Below are 23108 nucleotides of genomic sequence, written 5' to 3' on the forward strand. Positions count from 1 at the left end.
CGGATGCAGTGCCGCGGGTCGGCCTCCTGGACCGGGTCACGTAGGGGATCGACACCTGGTCCTGTGCGCGCGTGGCGGCCACTCGCACAGGTCGAAGACCCCTCCGTCGACCCGACGACATCTCACCCCCAGTACAACCTTCGGACGTGATCAAGGGTCTGACCCGGCGCGCAGCTCCTGACGCGCGCCCTGCCCCTTGAGAGGAACCCGCTTTGACCCACGTTCGTCCCGCCCGGCAGCAACTCGTCGCAGCTGTCACCACCGTCCTGGCCGCGACCGTCGGTACGGGCCTCGTGACGGCGCCCGCGACAGCCGCGACGCCCACCGCTGCCGTCGCCGCGGAGGCCGGATCCACCGGCGCGCGGGCAACCGCCGAAGGCGTGATCCCCATTCCCCGCACCGACCAGATCCTCAGTGTCGGCCCGACCGGGTTCCTCTCGGTGGAGCGCCGGTGGGACCACACGTACTACCGCTGGACCAGCACCGTCGACGGCACCACCACGACCCTCCCCGAGTGGTACAGCGGGTACCGCGGCGGCGGCTCCGACACCGTCGTCGCCAAGGAGGACGGCACGACCCGGTACCTGCTCCACGACATGTCGTCGCCGGGCGGCGACCCGGCGGTCGTGAACCAGCCCGACACCCGGCTCTACTGGAAGGGCGTGGTCGGCAGGACTCTCCTCTTCTCGTCCTGGGACAGCCAGAGCAAGGTGGGCCGGCTCCGCCTGATCGGCGAGGGGAACCAGGCGGGCAGCGACCGGCAGGTGACCGGTCTCGCGTCGAACACCAGGGTCCAGAGCGTCGAGGCCCTGTCGGACAGCTCGGCGCTCGTCCGGTACGTCTCGGCGGACGCCGACGCCGACCGCTCCTACCTCGCCGTCGTGGACGTCGCCACCGCCTCCGTCGTCGAGAAGCGGGAGGTGGGCGTGTCCGCGTACGACACCGACACGGCCCTCTCCGGGGACCGCTGGGTCTGGGTCGACGCCCCGACGTCCGCGCACGCCAAGCTCATGCACGCCACCCGCCACGGCTCGGGGAGCACGCCGGCGGTGGAAGCGGCCGACCTGGGCGACTCCGTCCGGCCGCACATCGGCGTCCTGGGCGACTGGGCCACGTACGCGGCTCCGGGCGGCGCCGCCGCGACCGAGGCGTCCCCGCGGTTCGCGCTCGGTGCCGTCAACCTCGTCGACGGATCCACGGTCAGGCTCCTCGACCACGCCTCGTCCACCGTTCCCGCCGCCGACGGCGCGCTCCTGGTGCGCGGCGGTACGGTCGCCCACGGCGAGGGGGTCTACCGGATCGCGCTCGGGGCGGACGGCAAGCCCACCGCCACGCTCATCGCGAGCACCGGTGAGCCGACCGCACTCACGCTGCACACCACGGGCACCCCCCAGGTCGTCGACCTCGACAAGAACAACGGCCAGGCCCTGCTCCGCTGGGTACTCTCCAGGACCAACGCACAGGGCTCGGTGACGGTGCGCCATGTCGCCACCGGCCGCAGCGTGCGGTACGACTTCGCGCAGGCGGCCACCTTCGAGGGCAAGGGATCCGTCGACTTCCGCTGGGACGGGATGCTCCCCAACGCCCAGGGCATGAAGGAATTCGCGCCCAGCGGCGACTACGCCTGGGACTTCACCGCCTCCCCGCTCAACGGCATCGGACCGGACGTCGCGCAGACCGGCACCTTCAAGGTCACCCGCACGGCCGGCCTGCACGACTACACGGACAACAGCACACCGGACCTGCTCTCCCGTGACGCCGCGGGCGTGCTGTGGCGCGACGACTCGGCCAAGGTGGCGTCCGCGCCGCAGCCGTACTCGACGGGGCGGGTGCAGGTCGGCCGCGGCTGGCAGATCTACAACCAGCTGGAGGCCGTCGGAAACATCGCCGGCAGCCCGGCAGCCGACCTCCTCGCCCGTGACAAGGACGGCGTGCTCTGGCTCTACCAGGGCAACGGAAACGGCAACTTCGCCGGCCGTACGAAGGTCGGCGGCGGCTGGCAGATCTACACCCACATGACCGGCGGCAGCGACCTCGACGGCGACGGGAAGTCCGACCTCCTCGCCACGGACGCCGCCGGCGACGTGTGGTTCTACAAGGGCACGGGCAGCGCCAGCGCGCCGTTCGCAACCCGCAAGAAGATCGGCTCGGGCTGGGGGATCTACAACCAGCTCACCGCCACCGGCAACATCACCGGCACCCCCGCCGGAGACCTCATCGCCCGCGACAAGGCCGGTGTCCTGTGGCTGTACGAGGGCAAGGGCGACGGCACCTTCGCGCCGCGCACGAGGATCGGCGGCGGCTGGGGCGTCTTCACCCACCTCGTCGGCATCGGCGACGCCGACCGCGACGGCCGGGCCGATCTCTACGCGGTCGGAACCTCCGGCGCCAAGTTCTACGCGGGCACCGGCGACACGGCGGCCCCGTTCAAGCCCGCCGCCCCGGGCAGCCTGCTGGGGGACTCGGCGCCCGTCAACGCGGTCCTCTGACGACGCCGGCCTCCTTCCGGTGAACCCGCTCTGACGGACACCGGCACGGTCGCCCACGCGGTGCTTGGGCGCCCCGGGCGCCGGTGAGGGCGGATGCGAGCAGCAGCCCGCATCCGCCCTCACCGAACCGGCTGCCGCTCGAACAGCGGCGTGTTCTTCCTCCGTCCACGCCCGCTGCCGGACCCAGGTCGGAGGGAGGCGCCTCGTCATGCTGGGAATCGGCGCGGAAAGACTGCGCCTTCGGTCCGTGGGCCCGGATCCCACCGCCCCGCGACCGGTTCGAGCGGGCCTGTGCACAGCTGTGCCTCCCGTCGTGGAACGCGCTGGACACCCGGCATCGGGGCGTGGCCGGGCAGCTCCCGCCGGCTGCGCTCGCCCGCGTCCTGGGCGTGTACGCGTCGCGGGTGATGACGCCGCGCGACTCCACGGCCGGTGACCGGTCCGGAGCTGATGACCGCGCTGCGCCCCCGGACCCGCGCCTCCTGGCCCGACCTGCAGCCACTCAGCCGGGCCGGGGGACCGCTTCGTCGTCGCCCAGCTCGCACAGGGCAAGGACGGCCGCGTGCTGCTCGGCGGTGAACCCGAAGGGCCGCACGCCCTCCTGCTCGTACCCGAGCCACATGTCGCGCTGATCGTCGGCGTACTCCCGCAGGACCTGCCGGGCCACCTGGGGAGCGACGTCGAGCGCGACGGCCACCTGCCGCCAGGTGGCGCCCAGTCCCAGGGCCTCGTGGATGCGGTTGCCGCGCCCGCACTCCACATCCCGGCGTATGGACTCCCGCAAGGCGAGCACAGCCAAGGCGTCGTGTGCGTCGCCGGGCTCGACCTCCTGAGGGGAACGGACAGGCGTCCGACGGGTCGGCATCCGGTTGCGGAACAGCCGGTCCTCGTGGCGACTCACCTTCTCGATCTGCCACGACAGCGGGGTGGCGACGGGCACGTCGTGCGGAGCGCGGATCTCCAGATCCGTCCAATCGGCGTGCTGGTCGGTCGTCATGGGCTTCCTCCTGGCGATAGATCGGTCGAGTCAACCAGACCACGACGGTTGCAGGCCGGACCCAGCCCGGCAATCTGGTCGACCCGCCCACCAGCCGCGACCAGACGGCGAAGGTGCCCGCTGCTCTCGCGGCACGTCCCGCACGCCGCCGTGTCAGAGCGGCGGGTGCCCAGTCGCTGATTGCCCGCATCCGGCATGAAAGCACTGGCCTGACCTGCCGAGATCCCTCATGACGGGCGGATTGGCAGCGAAGGAGGATGTGTCGGCGGGCCAGGGTGCCCGGCATTCTTGGGGGTGGATCAGAGTGACCGAACGGCAAGGGCTGACAGCTGTGCAGGCTGGAGCAAGGCGGATCCTCGGACTGCTGCTGATCATGCTGTCGGCGGCCCCCGCGGCGGGCTGCGTCCTCACGTTCGCTGACTGGCTGCCCGCCGACGTCACGCGGTACGAGGAGTACCGCGCGGCCGAGCGCTGCGCCGCCGGCTCGACGCTCCGTACGTGGTGGCAGGACTGCCTGCGGGACGACGAGGTGAATCATCGTGGACACGGTGATCGAACACAGGACCAGGAACAGCGATTACCGGGCGGCAGTGAAGAGCGAGCGGTTCAAGGGCGACCTGCACTTCGGCAGTTCCGGGCCCCTTCTGGAGATGCTGCGGGCAGGTGACAGGGCCGTCGCCACCGTCTGGCGCGGCGACATCGTCGCGCTCTCCCAGGGCGGGATCCGGCAGGGGACCTCTGACGAGCCGCGGGACGAGCCCCAGATGACGGCCGCCATAGGCACGGAACTCGGGCTGCTCGCGCTGCTCGGCACCGTCTTCGGTGCGGCACGCTTCGCCGCACCCCGAGACCCCGGCATCTTCACCTGGAGCAGGTCCGGCCAGGTCCTCTTCATCACCAACCTCGTGGCCCTCTTCGGCGTGGGTCTGCCCGCGCTGTGGCTCGGCATCCCCTGGCAACTCGTGACGCCGACGATGGTGGCGATCCTGCTCGTTGTAAGTTTCTTCCTGCTGGACGAGTGGCCACGGTCACCCAGGCGGTCCACAGCCCGGTGGGGCCGGTGTGGTTGATGGAGTCGCCCATGGCGAAGAGCCAGAGGTTGGCTTCCTGACCGGAGAGGTCGGGCCGGGTGCAGCGTCCGGTGTCGGGGTCCTGGCAGCGGGCGCCCATCTCGTACAGCCGGGTCGGGTCGGCGTAGGTGCCGGCGAAGGGGTGTGGCTCGGTGGCGGATGCCGTGGTGGTGCGAGGCCGACCGGCGGGGTTGTCGGCGTGGACGGCGCGGCCGGAGCCGGGCGGCGCGGTTCCGGAGCGCCCGGTGGAGGGCCGGCGGGCGGGCGCCGGGAGGGGTGTCGGCCTGTGCCCGCCGCCGGGTGTGCCATGGTGAGGGCATGACGTGGAACGGTGACGCGTACCAGGAGCGGTTCGACCGCATCGCTGCGGAGGGTCAGGACGTCCATGGCGAGGCCGCGCTGGTCCGCTCCTTCGCACCGGCCACGGTTCTGGACGCGGGCTGCGGCACCGGGCGGGTGGCCGCCGAGCTGGCCCGCCACGGGATCGCCGTGGTGGGCGTGGACATCGACGAGTCGATGCTCGCCACCGCGCGGCGCCTGGCGCCGGGCATCCCCTGGTACCGGTGCGATCTGGCAGAGCTCGACCTCGGGCAGTCGTTCGACATCGTGGTGATGGCGGGCAACGTCCCGCTGTTCACCGCACCGGGAACGCAGCCGGCCCTGGTCGCCGGGGTGGCGGGCCACGTCGGGCCGGCCGGGCGCCTCGTCGCCGGGTTCTCCCTGGACCGCGGGTACACGCTGGACGACTACGACACGCACTGCCGTGCGACGGGCCTCACCCTCGAAGCCAGGTACGCGACGTGGTCCCGGGACCCCTACACCGGCGGCGAGTACGCTGTCTCCGTACACCGCAAGCGCTGACCACCCCCCGGCCCGACGGCCGGGGCACCGGTGGCGACACCGCCACCACCGGCACCAAGGCGCCCTTCCCGCTTCGTCCCCCCGGCCGTGCGCGACCGTACGGGACATCGACCCTGCGGACGGTCCCGGCGCGGGCGTACGTCCCCGGGCTCAGGCCGGAGCGGGTGGCGCACGCCGGCCAGGTCCTCCCACAGCGGCCACAGCCGGCTGCCGGTCGCTGGGTCGGTGGCCCGGGGCGGGCCAGCACACTGCGGACCGGGCTGCCGGGGCAGGGTCAGCCGCCGGTGCGGCTCCGACCCGAAGACGGCGTCGGCGAGCGGGACGTCGGCGGGAGGTCGGCGAATCCCGTGCCGGTCAGACGATGCGCAGGGCGAGGATGGCGAAGTCGTCGTTGGGGGGCGTGGGGCAGAAGTCGACGACCTCTCGAGTTCCGCGACGGTGTCGGCGGCGGACGAGTGACGCGTGCGCGTGAGGACGTCGCGGATGCCGTCCTCGCTGAGCATGCCGGCGCCCGAGCGGCGTTCGGTGACGCCGTCGGTGTACAGCAGGAGCAGGTCTCCGGGGTGCAGCTCGTCGTCGGTGGTCCGCAGAGGGGGGTCGCTGATGATGCCGAGGAGCGTTCCCGGTCTGCCGAGCCGCGTGACGGTGCCGTCGGCCCGGCGCACCAGGGGGTGCGGGTGCCCGGCCAGCGTCAGGCGCAGGCGTACCGGTGAGGTGCGGAGGTCCAGGTGGGCGTAGGCGGCCGTGCAGAAGCGCTGGGCGAAGTGGTCGGCGATGATCGCGGTGTTGACCGCCTGCAGGACGCTGCGGGGGTCCGGGTCCCACAGGCGGGCGGCGCGGGCGGTGTGTCGCACCAGGCCGGTGAGTGCCGCGGCTTGCGGGCCCTTCCCGCAGACGTCGCCGATGGCCAGCGACCACAGGTGCGGGCCGGTCGGGACGATGTCGTAGAAGTCGCCTCCGACCAGGGTGCCGTGGTCCCCGGGCCGGTAGCAGGCGGCGATCTCGACGCCGGGGATGTCGGGCAGGGCCGGTGGCATGAGGCTCCGCTGCAGGTAGTGGGCCACCTCGCTCTGCTCGGTGAAACGTCGGGCGTTGGTGACCGCTTGCGCCGCGCGGCCGGCGAGTTCCTCGGCGAAGGGGATGTCGGTCTCGGTGAACGGCGTCTGGGCCGGGGTGGCCTGGATCAGGACCATCGCACCGATGACCTTCCCCGCTTCCTTCATGGGCACGGTCAGCCAGGAGGCGGCGGGCAGGAGCCGGCCCAGGGCCGCTCGGTGCTCGGCGTCGCGGGCGAGACGGTCCAGGGTGCGAGGGACGTCGGTGACCAGTTCGTGCCGCCCGGTGCGGATGACGGCTCCCACCCCGCCTTCGGCGTCGAGCCGTGGAGGGAAATCGTCCAGCAGCTCGCGGAGAACCTCTTCCTGGTGGGGGTCCCGGTGGGCCAGGGCGGCGAGATCGGGCTGCGCCGAGGCGCCGATGACATGGATGAGGCATCCGTCGGCGACCCGCGGGACGACTGCCGCGGCGACGTTGGCGTAGGTCGTGGCCGGATCCAGGGAGGTGGCCAGCACGGCGCTGACGTCGGCCAGGGTGCGGAGCTGCGCTTGTCTCCCGGCGGCCTCCCGCTTGAGCCTGGCGCTCTCCATGGCCAGGGCGCACTGTCCCACGAGCGCGGTGAGGAAGCCCCGTTCGGAGTCGGTGAAGTCATGGCGGTCGGAGAAGTGGAAGCTCACGGCGCCGAAGTTCCGCTCGTCCACGGCGAGGGGCAGCACCGCGGTCGAGTGGTATCGGGGCGTGAAGAAGTGGGCGGCCTCCGGGAACGCCCTGGTGCGGTCGGCCGGATCGGTGAAGAAGAGGGGCTGACCGGTCCGGGCGGTGTGCGCCATGGGGTAAGGCGCGCTGATGCTGAACGGGGCGGGTTGGGTGACCCCGTCGTCCGCGCCGTGGATGTGCCGGACCGAGTAGTGGTCGCTGCCGGGTTCGTTCAGGACGGCGGCGCCGGCGGCCGCTCCCACCGCGGGCATGATCTGCTCGGTGAGGACGTCGGTGACGGAGGCCACGGTGTCCACCGCGGCCAGCGAAGCCGTGACCTGGGCCAGGAGCTCCGCCCTGAGCACCCGCTCGCTGTTGTCGCGCAACACCCAGAGGAGTCGGTCCCGGCCCAGACGAGTGGCGTGGTATTCGTACGGGGCTGTCCGATAGCTCTCGTACTGGGTCCAGGTGAAGGCGCCCTGCTCCGGCCTGCCGGTCTCCAGGACGCGCATGCAGGCGGCGAAGCTGCCGTTCTCGATCATCTGGGGCCAGAGCTCGCTGCAGAGGCCCCCGACAGGAGCGGCACCGTCCGGCTGACCGGCCCGGGCGGCCGCGTTCATGTACTCCAGCCGCATGTCAGCCGGCTTGCCGGAGCCGTCCCGTACCACCACGGACACGGTCACCGCGTCCGGTAGGCACTCGAGTGCGTCGGTGAGCAGCTGAGCCGGGGGAGAGGTGTGGTGCGTCCCCTCGGGGGCTGGGTCCTGCGCGCCTTGCTCCAGCCCGATCGTCATGTGTGTCCCCCACTGTCCTCCGCGCCGGAAGCTCAGCGGATTGATGGATCCACTCCCGAAAGGAAGTGATGGCCGATCTGCGAAAACACCACTGGGATGTACGGCCGGGGGAAGGCTGCCCTCGGGCAGGCGGGCGCCTCGGCGTCGACGCGCGTGAGGAGGTCGACGTCGGCGCGATCCCCGCTCCGGGCGGCGAGGAGGTACGTGCGACGGTCGCCTGGCGTGGGAGCAGTCGAGTGGGCACCGCCCACCGCTCCGGACGTCCACGCCTCGGCCGGGACGCGCCGCGCCGGCCCACCGCCGGTTCGGCCTCGGCGGGCGACCCGCCGGAGGGCTCGGAGCCCGGCCGGGGCGGCAGCCCGCTGTCGACCGCCTTCTCCTCAAGGGCCGTGAGGACGCGCATGGAAGCCTCCGGCTCACGGATGTCAGTTGCTTGCATCATAGCAATAGTTGTCATGCGGCAAATGATGCAGGTGGTAGTCGCGTGAAGCTCGCGACAGAAATGCGGCATCCCGTCATGGCGTCAGGTGGTCAACGGGCGGGTGCGAGCGGGTCGGGCGGACGGTGGGTGACAGCCGCGCGGCAGACTCGGGTGCGGGTGCAGCGGGTGCGGGTGCGGGTGCCGGGGGAGGGGGGTGGCGGGCGAACCGGCTGCGGCGCTGGGCGTCCGCCGCATCGGCGGGGCGCCTCCGTGGGCGCCTGGAAGGCGACGGCTCCGGGGGTGCGCGGCATCGCTCCGGGCGGGTCCACCGGACCCTGCCGCAGGGCGGCATCCCGCCTCGCGACCCGCGGCGTCGAGCCGCGTGACCGCTACGCGACGTCGGACTTTCGGTTGCCTCCGGGTAACAGTTGCCGTTTGACAACTATGCTGTCCAGGAACAACTCTAGTCCGCGCCCGCCGCGCTGGACGCCTGGCCCGAGGGTGGTCGCACACTGGAAGCCAAGGAGGTGAGTTCGTGGAGCGAACGGCACGTCGACCGGAGTCAGGCGGACTCCGCCGTCGTTCGAGCAGACGGGGAAGTGCCGCCGTCGACCGCCATGCGGAAGCTCCTCAAACCTGTCGCCAGCGCCGCCCGGTCATCGGCCGGCATGGTGGAGATGACGTCGAGCAGGGCCGTCTCCCGCCGCCCGCGCAGCTCCTTCAGATAGCGTTCGCCGCGGGGCGACAAGCGCAACTCCACTTCCCGTCGGCTGCTTGAACTGGGGCATCGCTCCACGAACCCCAGGGCCTCCAAACGGTCGCACATCCGACTCACCGAGGACGGCGCCGATCCGAGAACCGCGCCCAGAGTGCGTAGATTGATCGGCTGGTCACGGTCCAGGGTGTACAGCACGCGCAGTTGCGAAGAGGACACGGGCGCCGGTGATGCCATGTCCCGTCCCGTGCTCCAGAGAACTTCGAGCAGCTCGATGACCTCACGGGCGGAGGATGCGGCGGCCTTCCGGTCGGCCTCTGGAGAAGTCTCGGAACGCATGCCCTTCACTGTGACACTTTGCAACGGCCTTGTCAGTCTGTGCGACATAAGAGGCCATACGCTCCTTCTTGCTCTTTCTTCCTGAACAGGTGGTAATCGAACGGTGGACAGATTCTCGGCTGTGGAACGCGCTCTGAGGACAGCTCCTGCGCACGCCCTCTTCGAAGCGGTGCAGGATGCACTCACCACGTACTACACGGCCGCCTCCGTCGATCTCCTCATGGCCGATTACGCGATGACCATACTGCAACCCGTGAACGCCCTCCCCTACACCGCGGAGCCCGTGCCCGCCCACTCCAGCGCTCCGGGACGCGCCTTCGGGTCGCAGCTCCCCCATGTCGAGCGGCCGGCGGGCGCCACCGAGATGACGGCTCACTTCCCCGTCAGCGTACGGGGAGACCGCCTGGGCGTCTTGAGCGTCCACCTCCCCACGGAACACTATTCGGAGGCCGTCGAGACGGAGCTGCGTGACATCGCGGAAGTCCTCGGCCACGAGATCGTCGTAGCCGAACGTGACACCGACCTCTACCTTCAGGCCCGTCGGGCCAACAGGCTGACCCTGGCCGCCGAAATGCAGTGGCAGTTGCTTCCCGGCCGCTCCTGCGCGCGGCCCGAGTACGAGATCGGCGCGCAACTCGAACCCGCCTATGCCATTTACGGTGACAACTTCGACTGGTCCGCCACCGCCGATCACCTCACTGTCACCGTCAGCAACGGCATGGGGGAGGGCATCGAGGCCGCCCTGCTGACCAACCTCGCCATCAACGCGCTGCGCAACGCCCGCCGCGCCGGGCTGTCGCTCTCCGATCAGGCGTGCCTCGCCGATCAGGCGATCTACGGGCACTACCGCGGAGCCGTCCACCTCGCGGTTCTCCTCCTGCGTTTCGACCTGGACACGGGGCGGGTGGAGATCGTCGACGCCGGATCGCCGAGAATGTGGCGGCTCAGGCAGGGGAAGACGGAACCGATCGAGCTCGAACCGCAGCTGCCGCTCGGCATGTTCGAGGACACCATGTACTCGGCTCAGGATTTCTCCGTCCAGCCCGGTGACCGTCTCTTCTTCATCAGCGACGGGGTGTACGACGTGGCATCGCCGGCCGGCGAACGCTACAGCGAGAAGGCGCTGACCCGTGCCATGGCCGCGACCCGCCTGCTGCCGCCTTCCCAGGTGCCCCGGGCCGTGCTCCAGGAGCTCGCCGGCCACCGAGGCCGCATCGACCCCGACGACGATGCGATGGTCGTCTGCCTCGACTGGCACGGTCGCCCGTGACGTCGCTGCGATCGGCGGAGGCCGCGGCCCAAAGCTGAGAGGGCGCCGGCCATGGCTCCGGTGCAGTACGGGTCGGCGTCACGCACCGGGGTTGTCCGTGGTGCTGACGCCGATGATCGTCATGATGCTCGTGAGACCGAGGCGGGTCAGCACGGCAAGATGCCGTTCGTCGACCTCGGTGAGCGTCAGGGAGCCGCCCAAGGCGGAGAGGCGCTTGTACCAGGCGATGAACACGCTGATTCCCGTGGAGTCGAGGTGGTCGGTGCCGGAAGCGTCGAGGACGAGGTGGCGGCAGCCTTCGTCGATGATGCGGTCACCCACGGCGCACAGACGGGGCGTGGTGTGCAGGTCCACATCTGCAGGCAGAGCGGCGGTGACACGGTCGCCCGTGCGTTGGATGACGCGCAGCACTGCCGTCCCTCCGGTTCACCGACCAGAGCGCTCACCACAGCGGGCATCTCAGCGAACCGTCACTGGATCGACTGCCGATGCTAGTGGGGACAGCACCCGATGCAAACCTGAGCGGCCGCCGCGCCGCATCGCCTCTCGGCCGGACTCGCCTGACATCGCTCCTCGGCCGCCAGGACAGGCGCGCGCCTCCCGGGCCGACGGGCACGTTCCTGTCCACCACCCACCCCCCGTCAAACGTCGCTCCGAGTCGTCGGGGGAGCGCGATAGGGCGCGCCCCTGGCGGTAAGGCCCCAAGCGAAGATCCGGCTCCCACGTACCGCGTCGGCAGCCGCCGGGAAACCCATGTGACCAGCCGCTGAGGGGCCACCGCGTCAGCCGGCCCGGCCGAAGGCGGCGCCGGCTCGCCTCCACCGGCCGCCCGCCCGGCGTGGGGGTGCTCTCCGGCAGGCGGGCGGCCGGCGCCGTGGGCTGGACTGGGTCCGGTGGCCCGGGGGCTTCCGGCGGCCCGCCGCGTTGCCATCCTGCCGCTTCGGGCGCTCCAGGCAACTGGTCGACCGCCCCGTGACCCGGGCCGCCGCCGTGGCGGGTTCGGCCGAGTCGGTGGCCGGCCGCGGGGTGCCACGACCACGGCGGCGATGACGAGCAGACGCCGACGGCCCGGGACGCCCCATGGGGCGTCCCGGACGAAGGGCCCCGTCCGGAGGGGGCTGGTGCAGGGGACGGCGAGCGCCCGGCGCCAGGCGAGCGGTCGGCCGACCCACCGCGCCGAGCGCCGACCAAGGTGACGCCTCCCATCGACTCGAGGGACCGGCACGGCCTGCGATGCGGACTTCCGAGCACCGCCCGGTACCGCCTCGGAGCCCGCCGACAGCGCGCACGTACCAGGCGGTCGGAGACGGCCGCCCTCGCGCCCCCCTCGGCCGGTGTCCGATCCGACGTGTGATCAGCTGGCGCCGGCGCAGGTGGTGTTCCCGTGCAGCGCAAGTCCCCTGGCACCGGACTGATAGGAGGCCTGGCTCTTCCACCCGCAGACCGTCATCGTGAAGACGTCGCCGCCGACCTTGATGTAGTGCTTCCCCTGGAGGTCGATCCCCTTGCGGTCCTTCCCCAGCACCACGTTGATGTCGATCCAGACCCGGTCGCCGGTGTTGTGGACCGTCCCCAGCCTGAAGGCGCCGTTGGCGGCACGCGCACCGGTGCAAGCGGCCTGCCCGTTGCCGCTGGTGGTCGTCAGCAGGCAGTAGTCTGCGGTGAAGGAACCCGCCTTGTCGATCATGATGTTGTAGCTGCCGAGGGCTTGGGCGGGCGTGGCGGACGCGGCGAAGGAGAGCGAGGCCAGCACAGCGCAGGCGGCTGCGGTCGACGTGTTGCTCACACGGAACTTCATGGGTTGTCCTCCTGAAGACAGCATGTCGTGCGTACGTAATGCCTCTACGAGGAGAGCGACGGCTCGGTTCACACAGGCGGGACCTGCCGTGTGCGCTGATCGGTGGCCCGGGGTCGCAGGTCGAGCGGCCTTCTTCTCCGGTTCGACCGGCCCGTGACCGAACCGGTGGTCCGCTCCTCACCCCGGCACCGGGCACGGGGGCCGTCACCATCCGGCCGCGGTCAACCCCTGCAGGTGGTGCGCGACCGGACCGAAGGTGAGCAGTCCGCTCTGCGCGCCGGCGAGTTCCGCGGCCGCCGGCCGCAGTTGCGTGGCGGCGCGCCGCATGACGTCGCGGTCGCCGGTCATCGTGGCCGCCCTGGCCACCAGGCACCACATGGCCTCGAACATGAGGTCACGGGGCGGGGAGGCGATGTCCCTCAAGGCGTCACGTGCCGCTTGTGTGTCTCCCGCCTCCACGAGCAGCAGCGGGCGTACCCAGCTCTCGTAGGGACCCCAGTCGTCCTGGGCGTCCAGTGCCGGGACGAGGCCGTGGCGCAGGCGCACACTCAGTTCGGCCAGGGGCAGCAGTCCGTGCCGCAGACCCGGCATTCCGGCTCCGTCGAGGATCGCATCGGCTTGTCGATAGGCCGCTGCGGCGTCGGCCGGCGGCTGCGTCATGGCGGTGCGCAGAGCGCGGTACCAGGTGGTGAACACCGTGACCAGAGGCAGGTCGTACCGCTCGGCAAGCCGGTCGGCGGCGGCCGCGTGCCGGTCGGCCCCGGCGAAGTCGGAGACGGCACACCGTGACTGGAGCCGCACCAGGTGACCGAGGACCTCGTACGTCACCAGACCGCCCCGCTGTGCGACGGCGATCGTCTCGGCGCCGATGGCGTCCCGGCGGGGCGACAGCCCGGCGCGCTGGAAGGACTGCATGAAGACGCCGTTCAGCGCGAAGGCCAGCAGGGAGGTGTCGTCCAGCCGCCGCGCGAGCTGCTCGGCCTGGCCCGCGGCCTGGAGGGCCCGCGCCTGTCCGCCCGAGGCCGGCCGATCGGTGGGCAGGGCCCCGCGGGATTCCACGGCGATGGTGGCCAGTAGCCGGCAGCGGGCCGCGTCATGGCCGTCCGGCGGCAGCGTCCGCAAGGTCCGCTCCGCCGCGGCCACCAGCCACCGCGCCTGTTCCTCGTCGTCGCAGCGGGTCCACACCGCGGGAACGTCGTAGATGCCGATGACGCGGGCGGTGACCTCGGGGTCTCCGAGTTGCTCGGCCGCGGCCACCGCCGCCACCCGGTGGCGCCGCGCGGCTTCGAGACCTCCGCCGCCGGTCACCGCCAGGTCGCGCATCAGCCCCGCGGTGGACTCCAACCGGGTGCGCGTGTCGGAGGGAACCGCGCGTTCGTAGGCGGCGGTCGCCTGCGCCCAGACCTGGGCGGCCGGACCGCCCGGGCCGGGATCGAGGTGGTCCGCCTGCCGCAGGAGGTCGGTCTCCAGACGGCGCAGCCTCGGTCCGGGTTCGATGCCCACCTGGTCGCTCAGCGTGCGCCGGGCACGCCGCACCACGGACAGCGCGTCCGTCTGCCGTCCCGACCGGTAGAGGGCCAGGGCGAGAAGGTGCCAGGCGTTCTCCCGCCACGGGTGCTCACTGACGTAGGCGTCCAGTGCGGGGACCGCCTCGGCGGAAGCCCCCAGGGACAGATACGCCTCGGCCCGCCCTTCGACGGCCCGGCACTCCACGTCGATCAGCCTCGAGCGCTCGGAGCGCACCCATGGTGCTTCGGGGACGTCGGCGTAGGCGGGGCCGCGCCACCAGCTCAGCGCCTCCGTGAGCCGGCGTACCGCCTCGGCCGGAGGCAACTCGCCGGCCGCGCGGACGGCGTGCTCGAAACGCCAGGCGTCCACGCTGTCCTCAGCGGCCTTGAGGGCGTAGCCCGGGCCCTCGGTGACCAGGAGCCGGGGCCGGGCGCGCGGGGGACGGTCGGGTTCCAGGGCGCGGCGCAGCGCTGCGACGAACGTGCGGATCGCGCTGACGGCATCGGCCGGCGGCTCCTCCCACAGGTCCTCCACCAGACGGGTCACGGGCACGACGCGGCGACGTGCGACGACGAGCCGGGCCAGCACCGCCCGGTGCATCGGCCCCCGCAGGCCGACGACCCCGCCTCTCGCGTCCCAGGCCGCCACCGGTCCCAGGACACCCAGTTGCACGTGCATCTCCCGTCCACTCCCACGATCCGGCCCTCAACGTACAGCGCGCTCATCGGTTGCTCATTCGCCGCACGGACGCTGGAAGCACGGAAGGCGGCCGGCAAGGCCGCGGAACCATTCGACCGAAACGAGTCAGGTCATGCCTCCCACCATCCCGGGCTTCGGCTATCAGCGGGTGACCGTCGCCGGAGGGGTCTCCCTCAACGTCGCCGTCGGCGGTTCGGGAACACCGATCGTCCTGCTGCACGGCTTCCCCCAGACCCACCTCATGTGGCGTCACGTGGCCGCGGCGCTGGCACTGGACCACACCGTCATCTGCCCCGACCTCCGCGGCTACGGAGACAGCGACAAGCCCAGGGCGCAGAGCCCGGACACCTATTCCAAGCGGACCATGGCCCAGGACGTCATCACCCTGGCCGGGAAACTCGGACACGAGCGCTTCGCCCTGGCCGGCCATGACCGTGGTGCGCTCGTCGCGTTCCGGGCGGGTCTGGACCACCCGCAGAAGGTCAGCCACCTGGCCTGTCTGGACGTCCTGCCCACGCTCGACATGTGGGAAGCGCTGCACGGCCTCACGGCGGCCGTCGGGTTCCACCTGTACCTGATGGCACAGCCGCCCGGGTTGCCGGAACAGATGATCCAGGCCAGCGCGGACGAGTTCTTCGCCTACTTCCTGCGCGTCTGGTCCAACGACCCGCAGGCTGTCCCGGCGGACGTCCGGGACGCCTATCTCACCGCGTGCCGAGGCGCCGTCCCGTCGATCGTCGCGGACTACCGCGCGTCCGCAGGCATCGACGTGGACCACGACCGCGCCGACAGGGCGGCGGGCCGCCGGCTCGCCATGCCGGTCACGGTGCTCCAGCAGGACTGGGGCACCGCGCTGGGATACGAGGCCGCCGCCCTCTGGGGGGCCTGGGCCGGGAAGCTGCACCACTCCACCGTGTCGGCTGGTCACTTCATGGCCGAGGAGGCTCCCGCGGACGTCGTCGAGGCCCTGAGGGGACTCCTCAAGCGCTGACTCGCGCGGCTCCGCGCGGCCGGGGGCGCGCCGGCCCCGCCCCGCACCGTCCGGCGCGGGGCCGACCCGCTCCCGCGCCCGGTGGGGCCGGCACTGCGCACCGGCGCCCGCGGTCCGGTCAGGCCGCGCGGCCGGACGGCACACGCGGCCAAGCAGCCGGTGGACCTGACGCGACGACGCGGTGCCCCCTTCCACCGTCGAGCGCGCTCGGCTCTCGCACGGTCCTGTCGCAGCCGGGCCCTCAGCGGCGGCCCGCCCCGCCGACAGGGCAGTCCCCGCCAGGCGACCGGCCACGCAGCCCGCCTCCGACTCCCGGCTCCACCGACTCGGCAAAGGGTGTCTCTCGTGACGCTGACCTCACATCCCGCACCGCCGGCTCCGCACGGAACGGCCCCTCCCACGCCGTCAGGCGCGTGCGAGGACTTCATGAGCGCCGTGTACCACCACCACGCCGCCCCGCTGCTCCACTACGGGACCCGCCTCACCAACGGCGACCGGCACAAGGCCGAGGATCTGCTGCAAGAGGCCGCGCTGCGGGCCTGGCGACATTTCTCGCCCCCTCCCGCGGACGCTCTCTCCATACGTCCCTGGCTCTTCACCGTCCTGCGCAACCTCGCCATCGACCACCACCGCAACCGGGCCATCCGCGCACCCGAGACCCATCTGGCCGGCGCGGACGACCTCGTGGTGGACGACATCACCGATCATCTCCTCACCGGGCAACTCGTCAGGGACGCCGTGACCCGCCTGGGCCCTGCCCACCACGAGGTCATCACCCTCCTCTACTGCCACGACCACTCCGTCGCGCATGCCGCCGCACACCTCGGCATACCGATCGGTACGGTGAAGTCCCGCACCCACCACGCCCTGCGCATGCTGCGCCGGATACTGCACGACCGGGGCGTGACACCGGAGTGCTGCGCGGCATGACGCCGGGGCGGGAGACCCGTGGTCGGCGTCCCCGGTTCTCGGGACTGGAGGGGCGAGACGGCGGGGCCCCGGCGCGGTGGGTCCGAGCCCGGGAAGCGGTGGCCGACGACGCGCGGCGGCAAACCCGCGCACGCGCGACCGCGCCAGGAGCGGCGGGCACCCGACGGAACGGAAGGAGGCATGACTCATGGGAGCGGCCCGAGGCCGCAGGCCGCAGTACGGCGACTGGATCGCCGGTCCAGGACCGGGACGGCCCCCACTCACTCGGGCCCAGACTCCCGCCGCCCGGACCGCCGCGGTCCGGGCAGCGGCAGCCACACCTCCGGGAAGCTCAGAAGACACAGCGGGCAAGGCATTCCATGGCCACACGACGAACACCCGCCCTCACGCCACCCGACCGGACGCCCGTCGACCGGTACGCGCTCCCCGGCGCGGGCACCATTGCCCCTCACGGCGACGGCAACGCCACAGACCGGACGAGGCCCGACCGGCGACCCGCCTTCCGGCCTCGTGGGCAGGTCGAGCGGTACGCGGCCACCGATGGGGAACCTGTACATTCTGAACGTCACCCAGCTGTCCCTGAGCAGCGGCTGCGCCGTGTCCCGCGTGCCTCTCCGACGCCATGGCCGGTACCCGCCGCCTGGCCGGGGCAGACCCCGGGATCACTGGCCGAAGCGGAGCTGGAGGCGCAGGGATGAACCGTACGTCTGGTGCGGCCGCTCCTCCGGCACGCCTGGCGACGATGCAGAGCCTGCTGGGTGAGGCGCTGGACCGGCTGGGAGCCGGGGCCTACGCCGTGGACGCCGATTGGACCGTCGTCGCTCTCAACGCGCAGGCGGCGATCCTTCTCGGCCGGAGCGCGGACGAGCTGTTGGGACGCGACGCGCATGACCTGCTGCACCGGCAGGCCAACGGAATGAGCATGCCGCGCAGCCGCTGCCCGATCATCGAAGCCTTCGTCGCCGGCCAGGTGCGCCAAGAAGAGCAGGGGTTCTTCGCACGCGGGGACGGCTCGCTCCTCACGGCCTCCTGGCTGGTGACCCCCCTGCGCTTCACCCCCCAGGAGACGGGGGCCCTGGTGGTGTTCCACGAATACGACCCGGCCGGGACCTCCCTGCCGGTGTCGACCATCCACGCGGGACTGCTCCCGGAACTGGAGCGGCTGGCGTTGCTGGCCGAGACCACCACACAGCTGACAGCGACCCTGGACGTCAACGAGGCCCTGGACCGTCTGGTCCGGCTGGTCGTCCCGATGCTCGCGGACTGGGTCGTGGTCGACCTGATCACCGAGGGCGGCGCGATCCAGCGCGCCGTGGTCGCCCACGACGACGGCGGCCGGATCAGCCGCAGACAGGACCTGCAAGGATCCTTGCTCTCCCTGCCCGAAACCTCGCCGCTGCCGCTCTCCCGCGCCCTGCGCGGCGCCGGATCCACCCTGGCCACACCCCAGACGTACCAAGGCCCGCCGGACTCCCACATCGCCATCGAGCAGCGCAGGCTCTTCGATGCCACCGGCATGCACTCCGCGGTCATCGCACCCATCCGCGGCCTGCGCGAAGTCCTGGGCGCACTGACCCTCGGCCGGTCCCGGCAGCCCGAGCCCTTCACCACCACCGAGATCCCCCTGCTCGAGGACATCACCCGCCGGGCCGGACTCGCGCTGGACAAGGCACGCCTCTACCAGCGCCAGCGCAAGGTCGCCGAAACCATGCAGCGCCACCTGCTGCCGCACCTGCCCAGCATCCCCGGCCTGGGCATGAGCGCCCGCTACCTGCCCGCACCGCACGCCTCCCACGTGGGCGGGGACTGGTACGACGTCTTCCACCTGCCCGACGAAACCCTCGCCCTGGTCATCGGCGACGTCGCCGGACACGACCTGGACGCCGCAGCCGGCATGGCCCAGCTCCGCAACATCCTGCGCGCCTACGCCTGGTCCCAGCAGGAACCGCCCAGCGTCGTCGTCGACCGGTTCGACCAGGCCCTGCCCCACATCACCGACGTGGGCATGGCCACCATGATCCTGGGTCGGCTACGCCCCCGCCCCGACGGGCAGTGGGAACTGCAGTGGACCAACGCGGGACACCCACCACCCCTGCTGGTCACCCAGGACGGCCGGGCCGACTACCTCACAGACGGCCACGGCATCCTGCTCGGCACACAGGCCGGCATCCGCCGCGTCGACGCCGTCGCCGTACTGCCGCCGCTGTCGACCCTGGTCCTCTACACCGACGGACTGGTCGAATCACCCCGGCACACCATCGACGACGGCCTCGAACGCCTGCGCCGGGACGCCGCCCGTCTGGTCGGCCATCCGCTGGAGTCCTTCACCGACGCCCTGATGGAACACGCACGCCCGACGGACAACGACGATGACGTGGCCGTGCTCACCATCCGTGTGCCCCCGGCGGACCCACCCCTGCCGCCCACGGGGGACAAGCTCCACGCCCCCTCCTGAACGCGCTGGCCACAGCCCCTCGTTGTCGGACGCCGACCGCGAACGGTCGCGGATTCCCGGACGCCGGCGCCGATGCGGGGACCGCGGCGGCTGGTGCTGCCGCGCCGCGGCAGCCGTAGCCTCGGCGCGGCTGCGTCCCGCTCGCACATTGTGGGGCCCGTGGCTCACCGTGCGTTGCTAGGCTCGCTTCGTGAGCGAGATCGTGGTGATACGTGACGGCTCTGGGCCCGAAGTCCTGTTCGTGCATGGTGGTGCAGGCCCGCGGACGACGTGGGGCCCTGTCGCTCCACTGGCCGACCGGTGGACGCTGGCCTACGTCCACCGCCGTGGTTATCCGCCGAGCCCACCCCCGCAGGAGCGTCAGGACTTCGCGGTGGACGCGCTGGACCTGGCACCGCTGCTCGACGCCCGCCCGCATGTGGTCGCCCACTCCTACGGCGTTCTCGGGACGTTGATCGCGGCGGCTGCCGTGCCGGGCAGCGTGCGCTCACTCACCCTGATCGAGCCGCCACTCAACTACCTTGTCCCCGACGATCCCGAGGTGGCCCGGCTTGAGCGCCTCGGCGACATGGTCCTCGCCCACGGGATGGACACCGCACCGACCCCGCTGCGCGAGTTCCTCCGCCTCACGGGTGCGCCCGTCGGCGACGGCCCTCTCCCCGAGAACGTGGTGACCGGCGTCAGACGGGCGCACGGTGGCCGGCCGACCAGTGAGGCGCGCCCACGACTCGACGTGATCCGTGACGCTGACATCCCCGTGCTCGTCATGTCCGGAGGTCACGCGGCCGCGCTCGAGCGCATCTGCGACGCCCTCGCCGCTGCGCTCGGCGGCGAGCGCAGCGTACATCCGGGCGCCGGGCACTTCGTCGCCGCAGCGCCGGGCTTCACCGAACGGCTTGAGATCTTCCTGCGCAAGAACGACATGTGACGGGCTTCTTCCCCGAGGTGCTCCTTCATCACGGCGGCGGCCTGGGCCGAGCCGCCGTACAGCCGGGGCCGCGGCAAGCGGGACGCGTGTGCCCGCACCGTGGCGCCGGTCGTAGACGGTGTCGGCAGTGGGGGAGCCGTCCGCCGCTGGGGCCTTGTTACCGCGAGCGGGACGTCCTTACCATCCCGCAGCGGCCAGTCAGGCCACGACGCCGAGTTCCTTGCGGGTCGGCGACGGCCAGGGAATCCCGGCGGGGCGACCGAGCGGTGTGTCGGACGACCGCTCCGCCGGGCCGACGCGTGACACCTGGTTCTCGTGGAGGGGCCCTGCCGTACCGCCCGCGCCCGGCGCCCACCTCGTGCGGATGTGCGAATCGGTGTGATCGCGGATAATCGCATGTGGTGTCGTCGGCACGTGCCCACGCGCAGAGCAGCGCGCTGGACAGCGGTGTGTCGGCACGCCGGCCGACCCCCCCCCTACGTCGGAGGTGGACCATGGCACGACTGTTCCCCCGCAGGGCTGCCCTCCTCGTCGCCGGCCTGATGGCCGCATCCACGGCTCCCGCCGTCGCGGTGAGTCCGGACGTAACCGGCCGGCCAGCTCCGTGCAAGGACAGTGCCCTTGCGCCGTCCTGGGCCCCCGGTGGGTCCGCCAAGCCCGAAGGCGTTCCCGGTGAGCAGGTGACCGCCGTGGTGGCGCTGAAGAACACCGGGTCCCACGCATGCGCCCTCCGCGGCTACCCCGAGGTGACCCTGAAGATGGGCACGGAGACGGAGGGAGTGCAAACCGAGACGTTCCGCGATCAGACGTCGGTCCGGCCCAAGCCGGTCACCCTCGCACCGGGTGCTTCCGCCCGTTTCACTCTCACCTTCCTCTCGTCGAAGGTGAGCGAGGACGATGTCATCGTGCCGGGGGTCGCCGAGATCACTGTCCCCGCCGGCAAATCCCCGAAGGAACTGAAGTGGCGTTGGGGCCCGGTCATGCGCCAGGAAGCGGCCACCCATTCGGGCAACTTCGTCAGCCCTGTGACCAAGTGACGACAGGCATCCGGTCTTGATGCGATGAGCTCGTCGAGGGCGCCCTCGACTCCCCACCCGATGCGGTCCCACGGCCGGTCGCGCTCCAGGCGGCCGGTTCGTCGGGGACTCGGTTGGGGACCCGTCTCCCCCCCCGGCCGGGTGGTGAGGACCGTGTCCTCCGTGTCGAGGCAGACCATCATGCCGTGCGGCGGAAGGGCGGACCGGCCCGGCTCCGCCTCGGCCGTCCGGCGTCCTTCCAGGGCGCCGTGGACGGTGTACGTCTCGTCGCACAGGCGGCGGGCGCCGTACTGGTCGACGCCGTGCCGGCCGCGCCCCGGCTCGTGCTCCTCCGCCGCATGGCGGTGAGGTCCGCCCTCGCAGCCCGCAACGAGGCTCCGGACGAGCTCCGGCCGGCCCTCGAACGCTACGACGTGGCCGTGTTCTCCCGCTCGTGACAGTCGTTTCGTATTCGGATACCGCGACCTGCGACTGGAGGCGTCGGGGGAGTCCGCGGCCGACGTACGGGAGGTCGTGTCGTACCCCCGGACCCGGAAGCCGTGCTGCCGGAGCGGGAGGGGGCCTGTGCCTCCCCCGTGGCCCTCTTCCTGGCGCACGACAGATGCTCACCCCGGCGCAGGTCGGCCGGACCGCGGCAGGGGCCTCGGCGCCTCCAGACCGGGCCGGGACCGGGTCCGCTCCCTGAGCCTGTGGTCTGCGCCACTGCTTCCATTGTGAGCGCCACAACCGGCGTCGTCCGCCACATGACCAATCCGCAGGCAGCGACCACGGCCCCGATCGTGAGCGCCGACCGGGAATCATCCGTCAGGGCCTTGAACGGGACCTTCTCTACTGCCGGTCGTGCCGGGGGTGCGGGTTGAGCCCTCATCCCGTCAACGTGTCACCGCCTTGCTACCCGGCCACCCCTGCCTTACGGCCGCAGCAGTCGTCCGTGCTCGCTTAGTTCACGTCCACGTAGCAACGTGTGATCAGCGGATGGGGCAGCGGCTGGTGACACATATGGATGAGTATGCGAACAGCGACGGGCTGAGGTGTCAGCACGCGATGATGCGGTCTACGCACCGCCCCAGGTGTCACCGGAGTCCCCACCGCCGCCGTGCCGCCACGGCTCCTCCGTCCCGAAACGGACCCACAGCAGGTAGGCACCCGTGCCCAGCGCCAGCAGGCCGACCGGGATGACGACTGCCAGCAACACGGTGACCACCACGTCCGCCTCCTTGACCAGCCTCGGGGCAACCCCGCAGGGCGCACAATGGACACTGCCGTCAACTTGACCGTGTAAAAGGGAGGTTGACCCGCTGATGCAGTTTCTCGTCTTCATCGGTGCGTTCGCAGGACTCCTGCTCATATCCCTCCTCCCGATGTTCATCATCGGAGCGCCCAAGGAGTGGTGCCGCACCTGCAAGCACCAGAGCCATGACCACAGAGACGGCACTGGAGGGTGCGCGGGGGACGACTTCCCTGTCGGTGAGTTCACGCCGAGCGGCACCTGTCCGTGCGGAGAGTACGTGCCGAACAGAAAGCCCCGATGACCGCGCTGGGCACAGTAGGCGCGCCCGCATCACCAGACCGTCGGTACGGTGCGCGCCGGATCAGCTGTCGGCGCGACGCGTGACTGCTGCCCGTCACCCTGCCAGTCGTCGCCGAGGGACACCACGACCATGGCGGACCAGACGTAGTCCGCCGAGTCGGAGCCGCTGTCGTTCGGAGGCAGAACGCGCCGGGCGGTCTGCCGGCCCAGCGCTCCGCGGCCGACTCGTCCGGCGGCGTGCAGTTCTGCGTGCTGCCGCCGGCGGCGCCGGGAGTCCTCCGGGCAGCCGACTGCGTCGCAGACCATCCGCTGCTGGAGCGGCGTCGGCTCGCCCTCCTGCAACGGCTCCGGCGGCGGCACGAGGACGACGCAGCATCCCACCCGTCGGACCACGGCTTCTGCGCGCTGGAAAGCTCCGGGACTCTTCGGTCTGCGGTCCTTGGTCGGCCATGGGCGCCCCCCGCCTCCCCAGCGTGCAAGCGGGCGCCTGCCCCGGCCATCCGGCCGGGCCGACGGGGGACG

The 23108-nt window shown here is 71.8% G+C and carries 18 protein-coding genes and 2 pseudogenes; 11 read left to right on the plus strand and 9 right to left on the minus strand.

Annotated elements, in window-relative coordinates; genetic code table 11:
• Window positions 1-212: 212 nt before the first annotated feature.
• Together LPA54_RS01500 and LPA54_RS01505 are read left to right on the plus strand one after the other, a co-directional pair.
• The gene (locus tag LPA54_RS01500; RefSeq protein WP_228973202.1) at window positions 213-2489 is read left to right on the plus strand and encodes a VCBS repeat-containing protein; all 2277 of its coding nucleotides are present in this window, start codon (window positions 213-215) and stop codon (window positions 2487-2489) included.
• Window positions 2490-2728: 239 nt separating this feature from the next.
• Window positions 2729-2981: pseudogene (locus LPA54_RS01505) on the plus strand (transcriptional regulator); the annotation flags it as partial.
• A gap of 10 nt (window positions 2982-2991) precedes the next feature.
• Here the strand turns inward: LPA54_RS01505 and LPA54_RS01510 are convergent.
• Window positions 2992-3486, minus strand: a complete 495-nt coding sequence (locus tag LPA54_RS01510; RefSeq protein WP_228973203.1) for a hypothetical protein — start codon at window positions 3484-3486, stop codon at window positions 2992-2994.
• A gap of 548 nt (window positions 3487-4034) precedes the next feature.
• On the opposite strand from LPA54_RS01510, the gene LPA54_RS42805 reads away from it, so the two are divergent.
• On the plus strand, window positions 4035-4556 hold the full coding sequence (locus tag LPA54_RS42805; RefSeq protein WP_228973204.1) for a hypothetical protein: 522 nt from the start codon (window positions 4035-4037) through the stop codon (window positions 4554-4556).
• A 34-nt stretch (window positions 4557-4590) separates the two neighbouring features.
• Here the strand turns inward: LPA54_RS42805 and LPA54_RS42810 are convergent.
• A pseudogene (locus tag LPA54_RS42810) lies at window positions 4591-4974 on the minus strand (hypothetical protein); the annotation flags it as partial.
• Here LPA54_RS42810 and LPA54_RS01525 point away from each other — a divergent pair.
• Window positions 4875-5417, plus strand: a complete 543-nt coding sequence (locus LPA54_RS01525; protein ID WP_228973205.1) for a class I SAM-dependent methyltransferase — start codon at window positions 4875-4877, stop codon at window positions 5415-5417. The pseudogene LPA54_RS42810 and the gene LPA54_RS01525 sit on opposite strands and share 100 nt — an antisense overlap.
• On the opposite strand, the gene LPA54_RS01530 is transcribed toward LPA54_RS01525, so the two are convergent.
• Together LPA54_RS01530 and LPA54_RS01535 are read right to left on the minus strand one after the other, a co-directional pair.
• Entirely contained in the window at window positions 5372-7963 is a 2592-nt protein-coding gene (locus tag LPA54_RS01530) for a GAF domain-containing SpoIIE family protein phosphatase (protein ID WP_228973206.1), read from the minus strand. The two genes, LPA54_RS01525 and LPA54_RS01530, sit on opposite strands and share 46 nt — an antisense overlap.
• A 983-nt stretch (window positions 7964-8946) precedes the next feature.
• A complete protein-coding gene (locus LPA54_RS01535; protein ID WP_228973207.1) occupies window positions 8947-9438 on the minus strand; it encodes a MarR family transcriptional regulator in 492 nt (163 codons plus the stop codon).
• A 103-nt stretch (window positions 9439-9541) separates the two neighbouring features.
• Between LPA54_RS01535 and LPA54_RS01540 the strand changes: the two genes are divergently transcribed.
• The gene (locus LPA54_RS01540) at window positions 9542-10708 is read left to right on the plus strand and encodes a PP2C family protein-serine/threonine phosphatase (RefSeq protein ID WP_228973208.1); all 1167 of its coding nucleotides are present in this window, start codon (window positions 9542-9544) and stop codon (window positions 10706-10708) included.
• A 78-nt stretch (window positions 10709-10786) separates the two neighbouring features.
• Here LPA54_RS01540 and LPA54_RS01545 read toward each other — a convergent pair whose 3' ends face one another.
• The 3 genes from LPA54_RS01545 to LPA54_RS01555 form a co-directional block, all read right to left on the minus strand.
• On the minus strand, window positions 10787-11119 hold the full coding sequence (locus LPA54_RS01545; protein WP_228973209.1) for an STAS domain-containing protein: 333 nt from the start codon (window positions 11117-11119) through the stop codon (window positions 10787-10789).
• 943 nt (window positions 11120-12062) lie between these two features.
• Complete coding sequence (locus LPA54_RS01550) at window positions 12063-12506, minus strand: hypothetical protein (protein ID WP_228973210.1); 444 nt, start codon at window positions 12504-12506, stop codon at window positions 12063-12065.
• 204 nt (window positions 12507-12710) lie between these two features.
• Window positions 12711-14693, minus strand: coding sequence for a BTAD domain-containing putative transcriptional regulator (locus LPA54_RS01555; RefSeq protein WP_228973211.1), 1983 nt, complete (start codon window positions 14691-14693; stop codon window positions 12711-12713).
• A 133-nt stretch (window positions 14694-14826) separates the two neighbouring features.
• Here LPA54_RS01555 and LPA54_RS01560 point away from each other — a divergent pair, with 133 nt between their 5' ends.
• The 6 genes from LPA54_RS01560 (at window position 14827) to LPA54_RS01585 (ending at window position 21492) form a co-directional block, all read left to right on the plus strand.
• Window positions 14827-15705, plus strand: a complete 879-nt coding sequence (locus tag LPA54_RS01560; RefSeq protein ID WP_228973212.1) for an alpha/beta fold hydrolase — start codon at window positions 14827-14829, stop codon at window positions 15703-15705.
• 426 nt (window positions 15706-16131) lie between these two features.
• Window positions 16132-16635 carry a sigma-70 family RNA polymerase sigma factor gene (locus LPA54_RS01565; protein ID WP_228973213.1) on the plus strand — a complete coding sequence of 168 codons (504 nt, stop codon included), beginning with the start codon at window positions 16132-16134 and terminating at the stop codon, window positions 16633-16635.
• Between the two features lie 742 nt (window positions 16636-17377).
• Complete coding sequence (locus LPA54_RS01570; RefSeq protein WP_228973265.1) at window positions 17378-19090, plus strand: SpoIIE family protein phosphatase; 1713 nt, start codon at window positions 17378-17380, stop codon at window positions 19088-19090.
• A 190-nt stretch (window positions 19091-19280) separates the two neighbouring features.
• A complete protein-coding gene (locus LPA54_RS01575; protein WP_228973214.1) occupies window positions 19281-20018 on the plus strand; it encodes an alpha/beta fold hydrolase in 738 nt (245 codons plus the stop codon).
• A 494-nt stretch (window positions 20019-20512) separates the two neighbouring features.
• Entirely contained in the window at window positions 20513-21055 is a 543-nt protein-coding gene (locus LPA54_RS01580; protein WP_228973215.1) for a DUF4232 domain-containing protein, read from the plus strand.
• 185 nt (window positions 21056-21240) lie between these two features.
• A complete protein-coding gene (locus tag LPA54_RS01585; RefSeq protein ID WP_228973216.1) occupies window positions 21241-21492 on the plus strand; it encodes a hypothetical protein in 252 nt (83 codons plus the stop codon).
• A 617-nt stretch (window positions 21493-22109) separates the two neighbouring features.
• Here LPA54_RS01585 and LPA54_RS01590 read toward each other — a convergent pair.
• Both LPA54_RS01590 and LPA54_RS01595 read right to left on the minus strand, forming a co-directional pair.
• A complete protein-coding gene (locus tag LPA54_RS01590; RefSeq protein WP_228973217.1) occupies window positions 22110-22262 on the minus strand; it encodes a hypothetical protein in 153 nt (50 codons plus the stop codon).
• A gap of 354 nt (window positions 22263-22616) precedes the next feature.
• A complete protein-coding gene (locus tag LPA54_RS01595; protein WP_228973218.1) occupies window positions 22617-22979 on the minus strand; it encodes a hypothetical protein in 363 nt (120 codons plus the stop codon).
• Between the last annotated feature and the right edge of the window lie 129 nt (window positions 22980-23108).

The organism is Streptomyces sp. DH12, from assembly GCF_020873895.1.
GTDB lineage: Bacteria > Actinomycetota > Actinomycetes > Streptomycetales > Streptomycetaceae > Streptomyces.

What these genes read in the sequence shown, in the direction of transcription:
- LPA54_RS01510 (WP_228973203.1), bottom strand. Translation starts at nt 3,486, where the DNA reads ATGACGACCGACCAGCACGCCGATTGGACGGATCTGGAGATCCGCGCT.
- LPA54_RS01525 (WP_228973205.1), top strand. Translation starts at nt 4,875, where the DNA reads ATGACGTGGAACGGTGACGCGTACCAGGAGCGGTTCGACCGCATCGCT.
- LPA54_RS01530 (WP_228973206.1), bottom strand. Translation starts at nt 7,963, where the DNA reads ATGACGATCGGGCTGGAGCAAGGCGCGCAGGACCCAGCCCCCGAGGGG.
- LPA54_RS01535 (WP_228973207.1), bottom strand. Translation starts at nt 9,438, where the DNA reads ATGCGTTCCGAGACTTCTCCAGAGGCCGACCGGAAGGCCGCCGCATCC.
- LPA54_RS01550 (WP_228973210.1), bottom strand. Translation starts at nt 12,506, where the DNA reads ATGAAGTTCCGTGTGAGCAACACGTCGACCGCAGCCGCCTGCGCTGTG.
- LPA54_RS01555 (WP_228973211.1), bottom strand. Translation starts at nt 14,693, where the DNA reads ATGCACGTGCAACTGGGTGTCCTGGGACCGGTGGCGGCCTGGGACGCG.
- LPA54_RS01560 (WP_228973212.1), top strand. Translation starts at nt 14,827, where the DNA reads ATGCCTCCCACCATCCCGGGCTTCGGCTATCAGCGGGTGACCGTCGCC.
- LPA54_RS01565 (WP_228973213.1), top strand. Translation starts at nt 16,132, where the DNA reads ATGAGCGCCGTGTACCACCACCACGCCGCCCCGCTGCTCCACTACGGG.
- LPA54_RS01570 (WP_228973265.1), top strand. Translation starts at nt 17,378, where the DNA reads ATGCAGAGCCTGCTGGGTGAGGCGCTGGACCGGCTGGGAGCCGGGGCC.
- LPA54_RS01580 (WP_228973215.1), top strand. Translation starts at nt 20,513, where the DNA reads ATGGCACGACTGTTCCCCCGCAGGGCTGCCCTCCTCGTCGCCGGCCTG.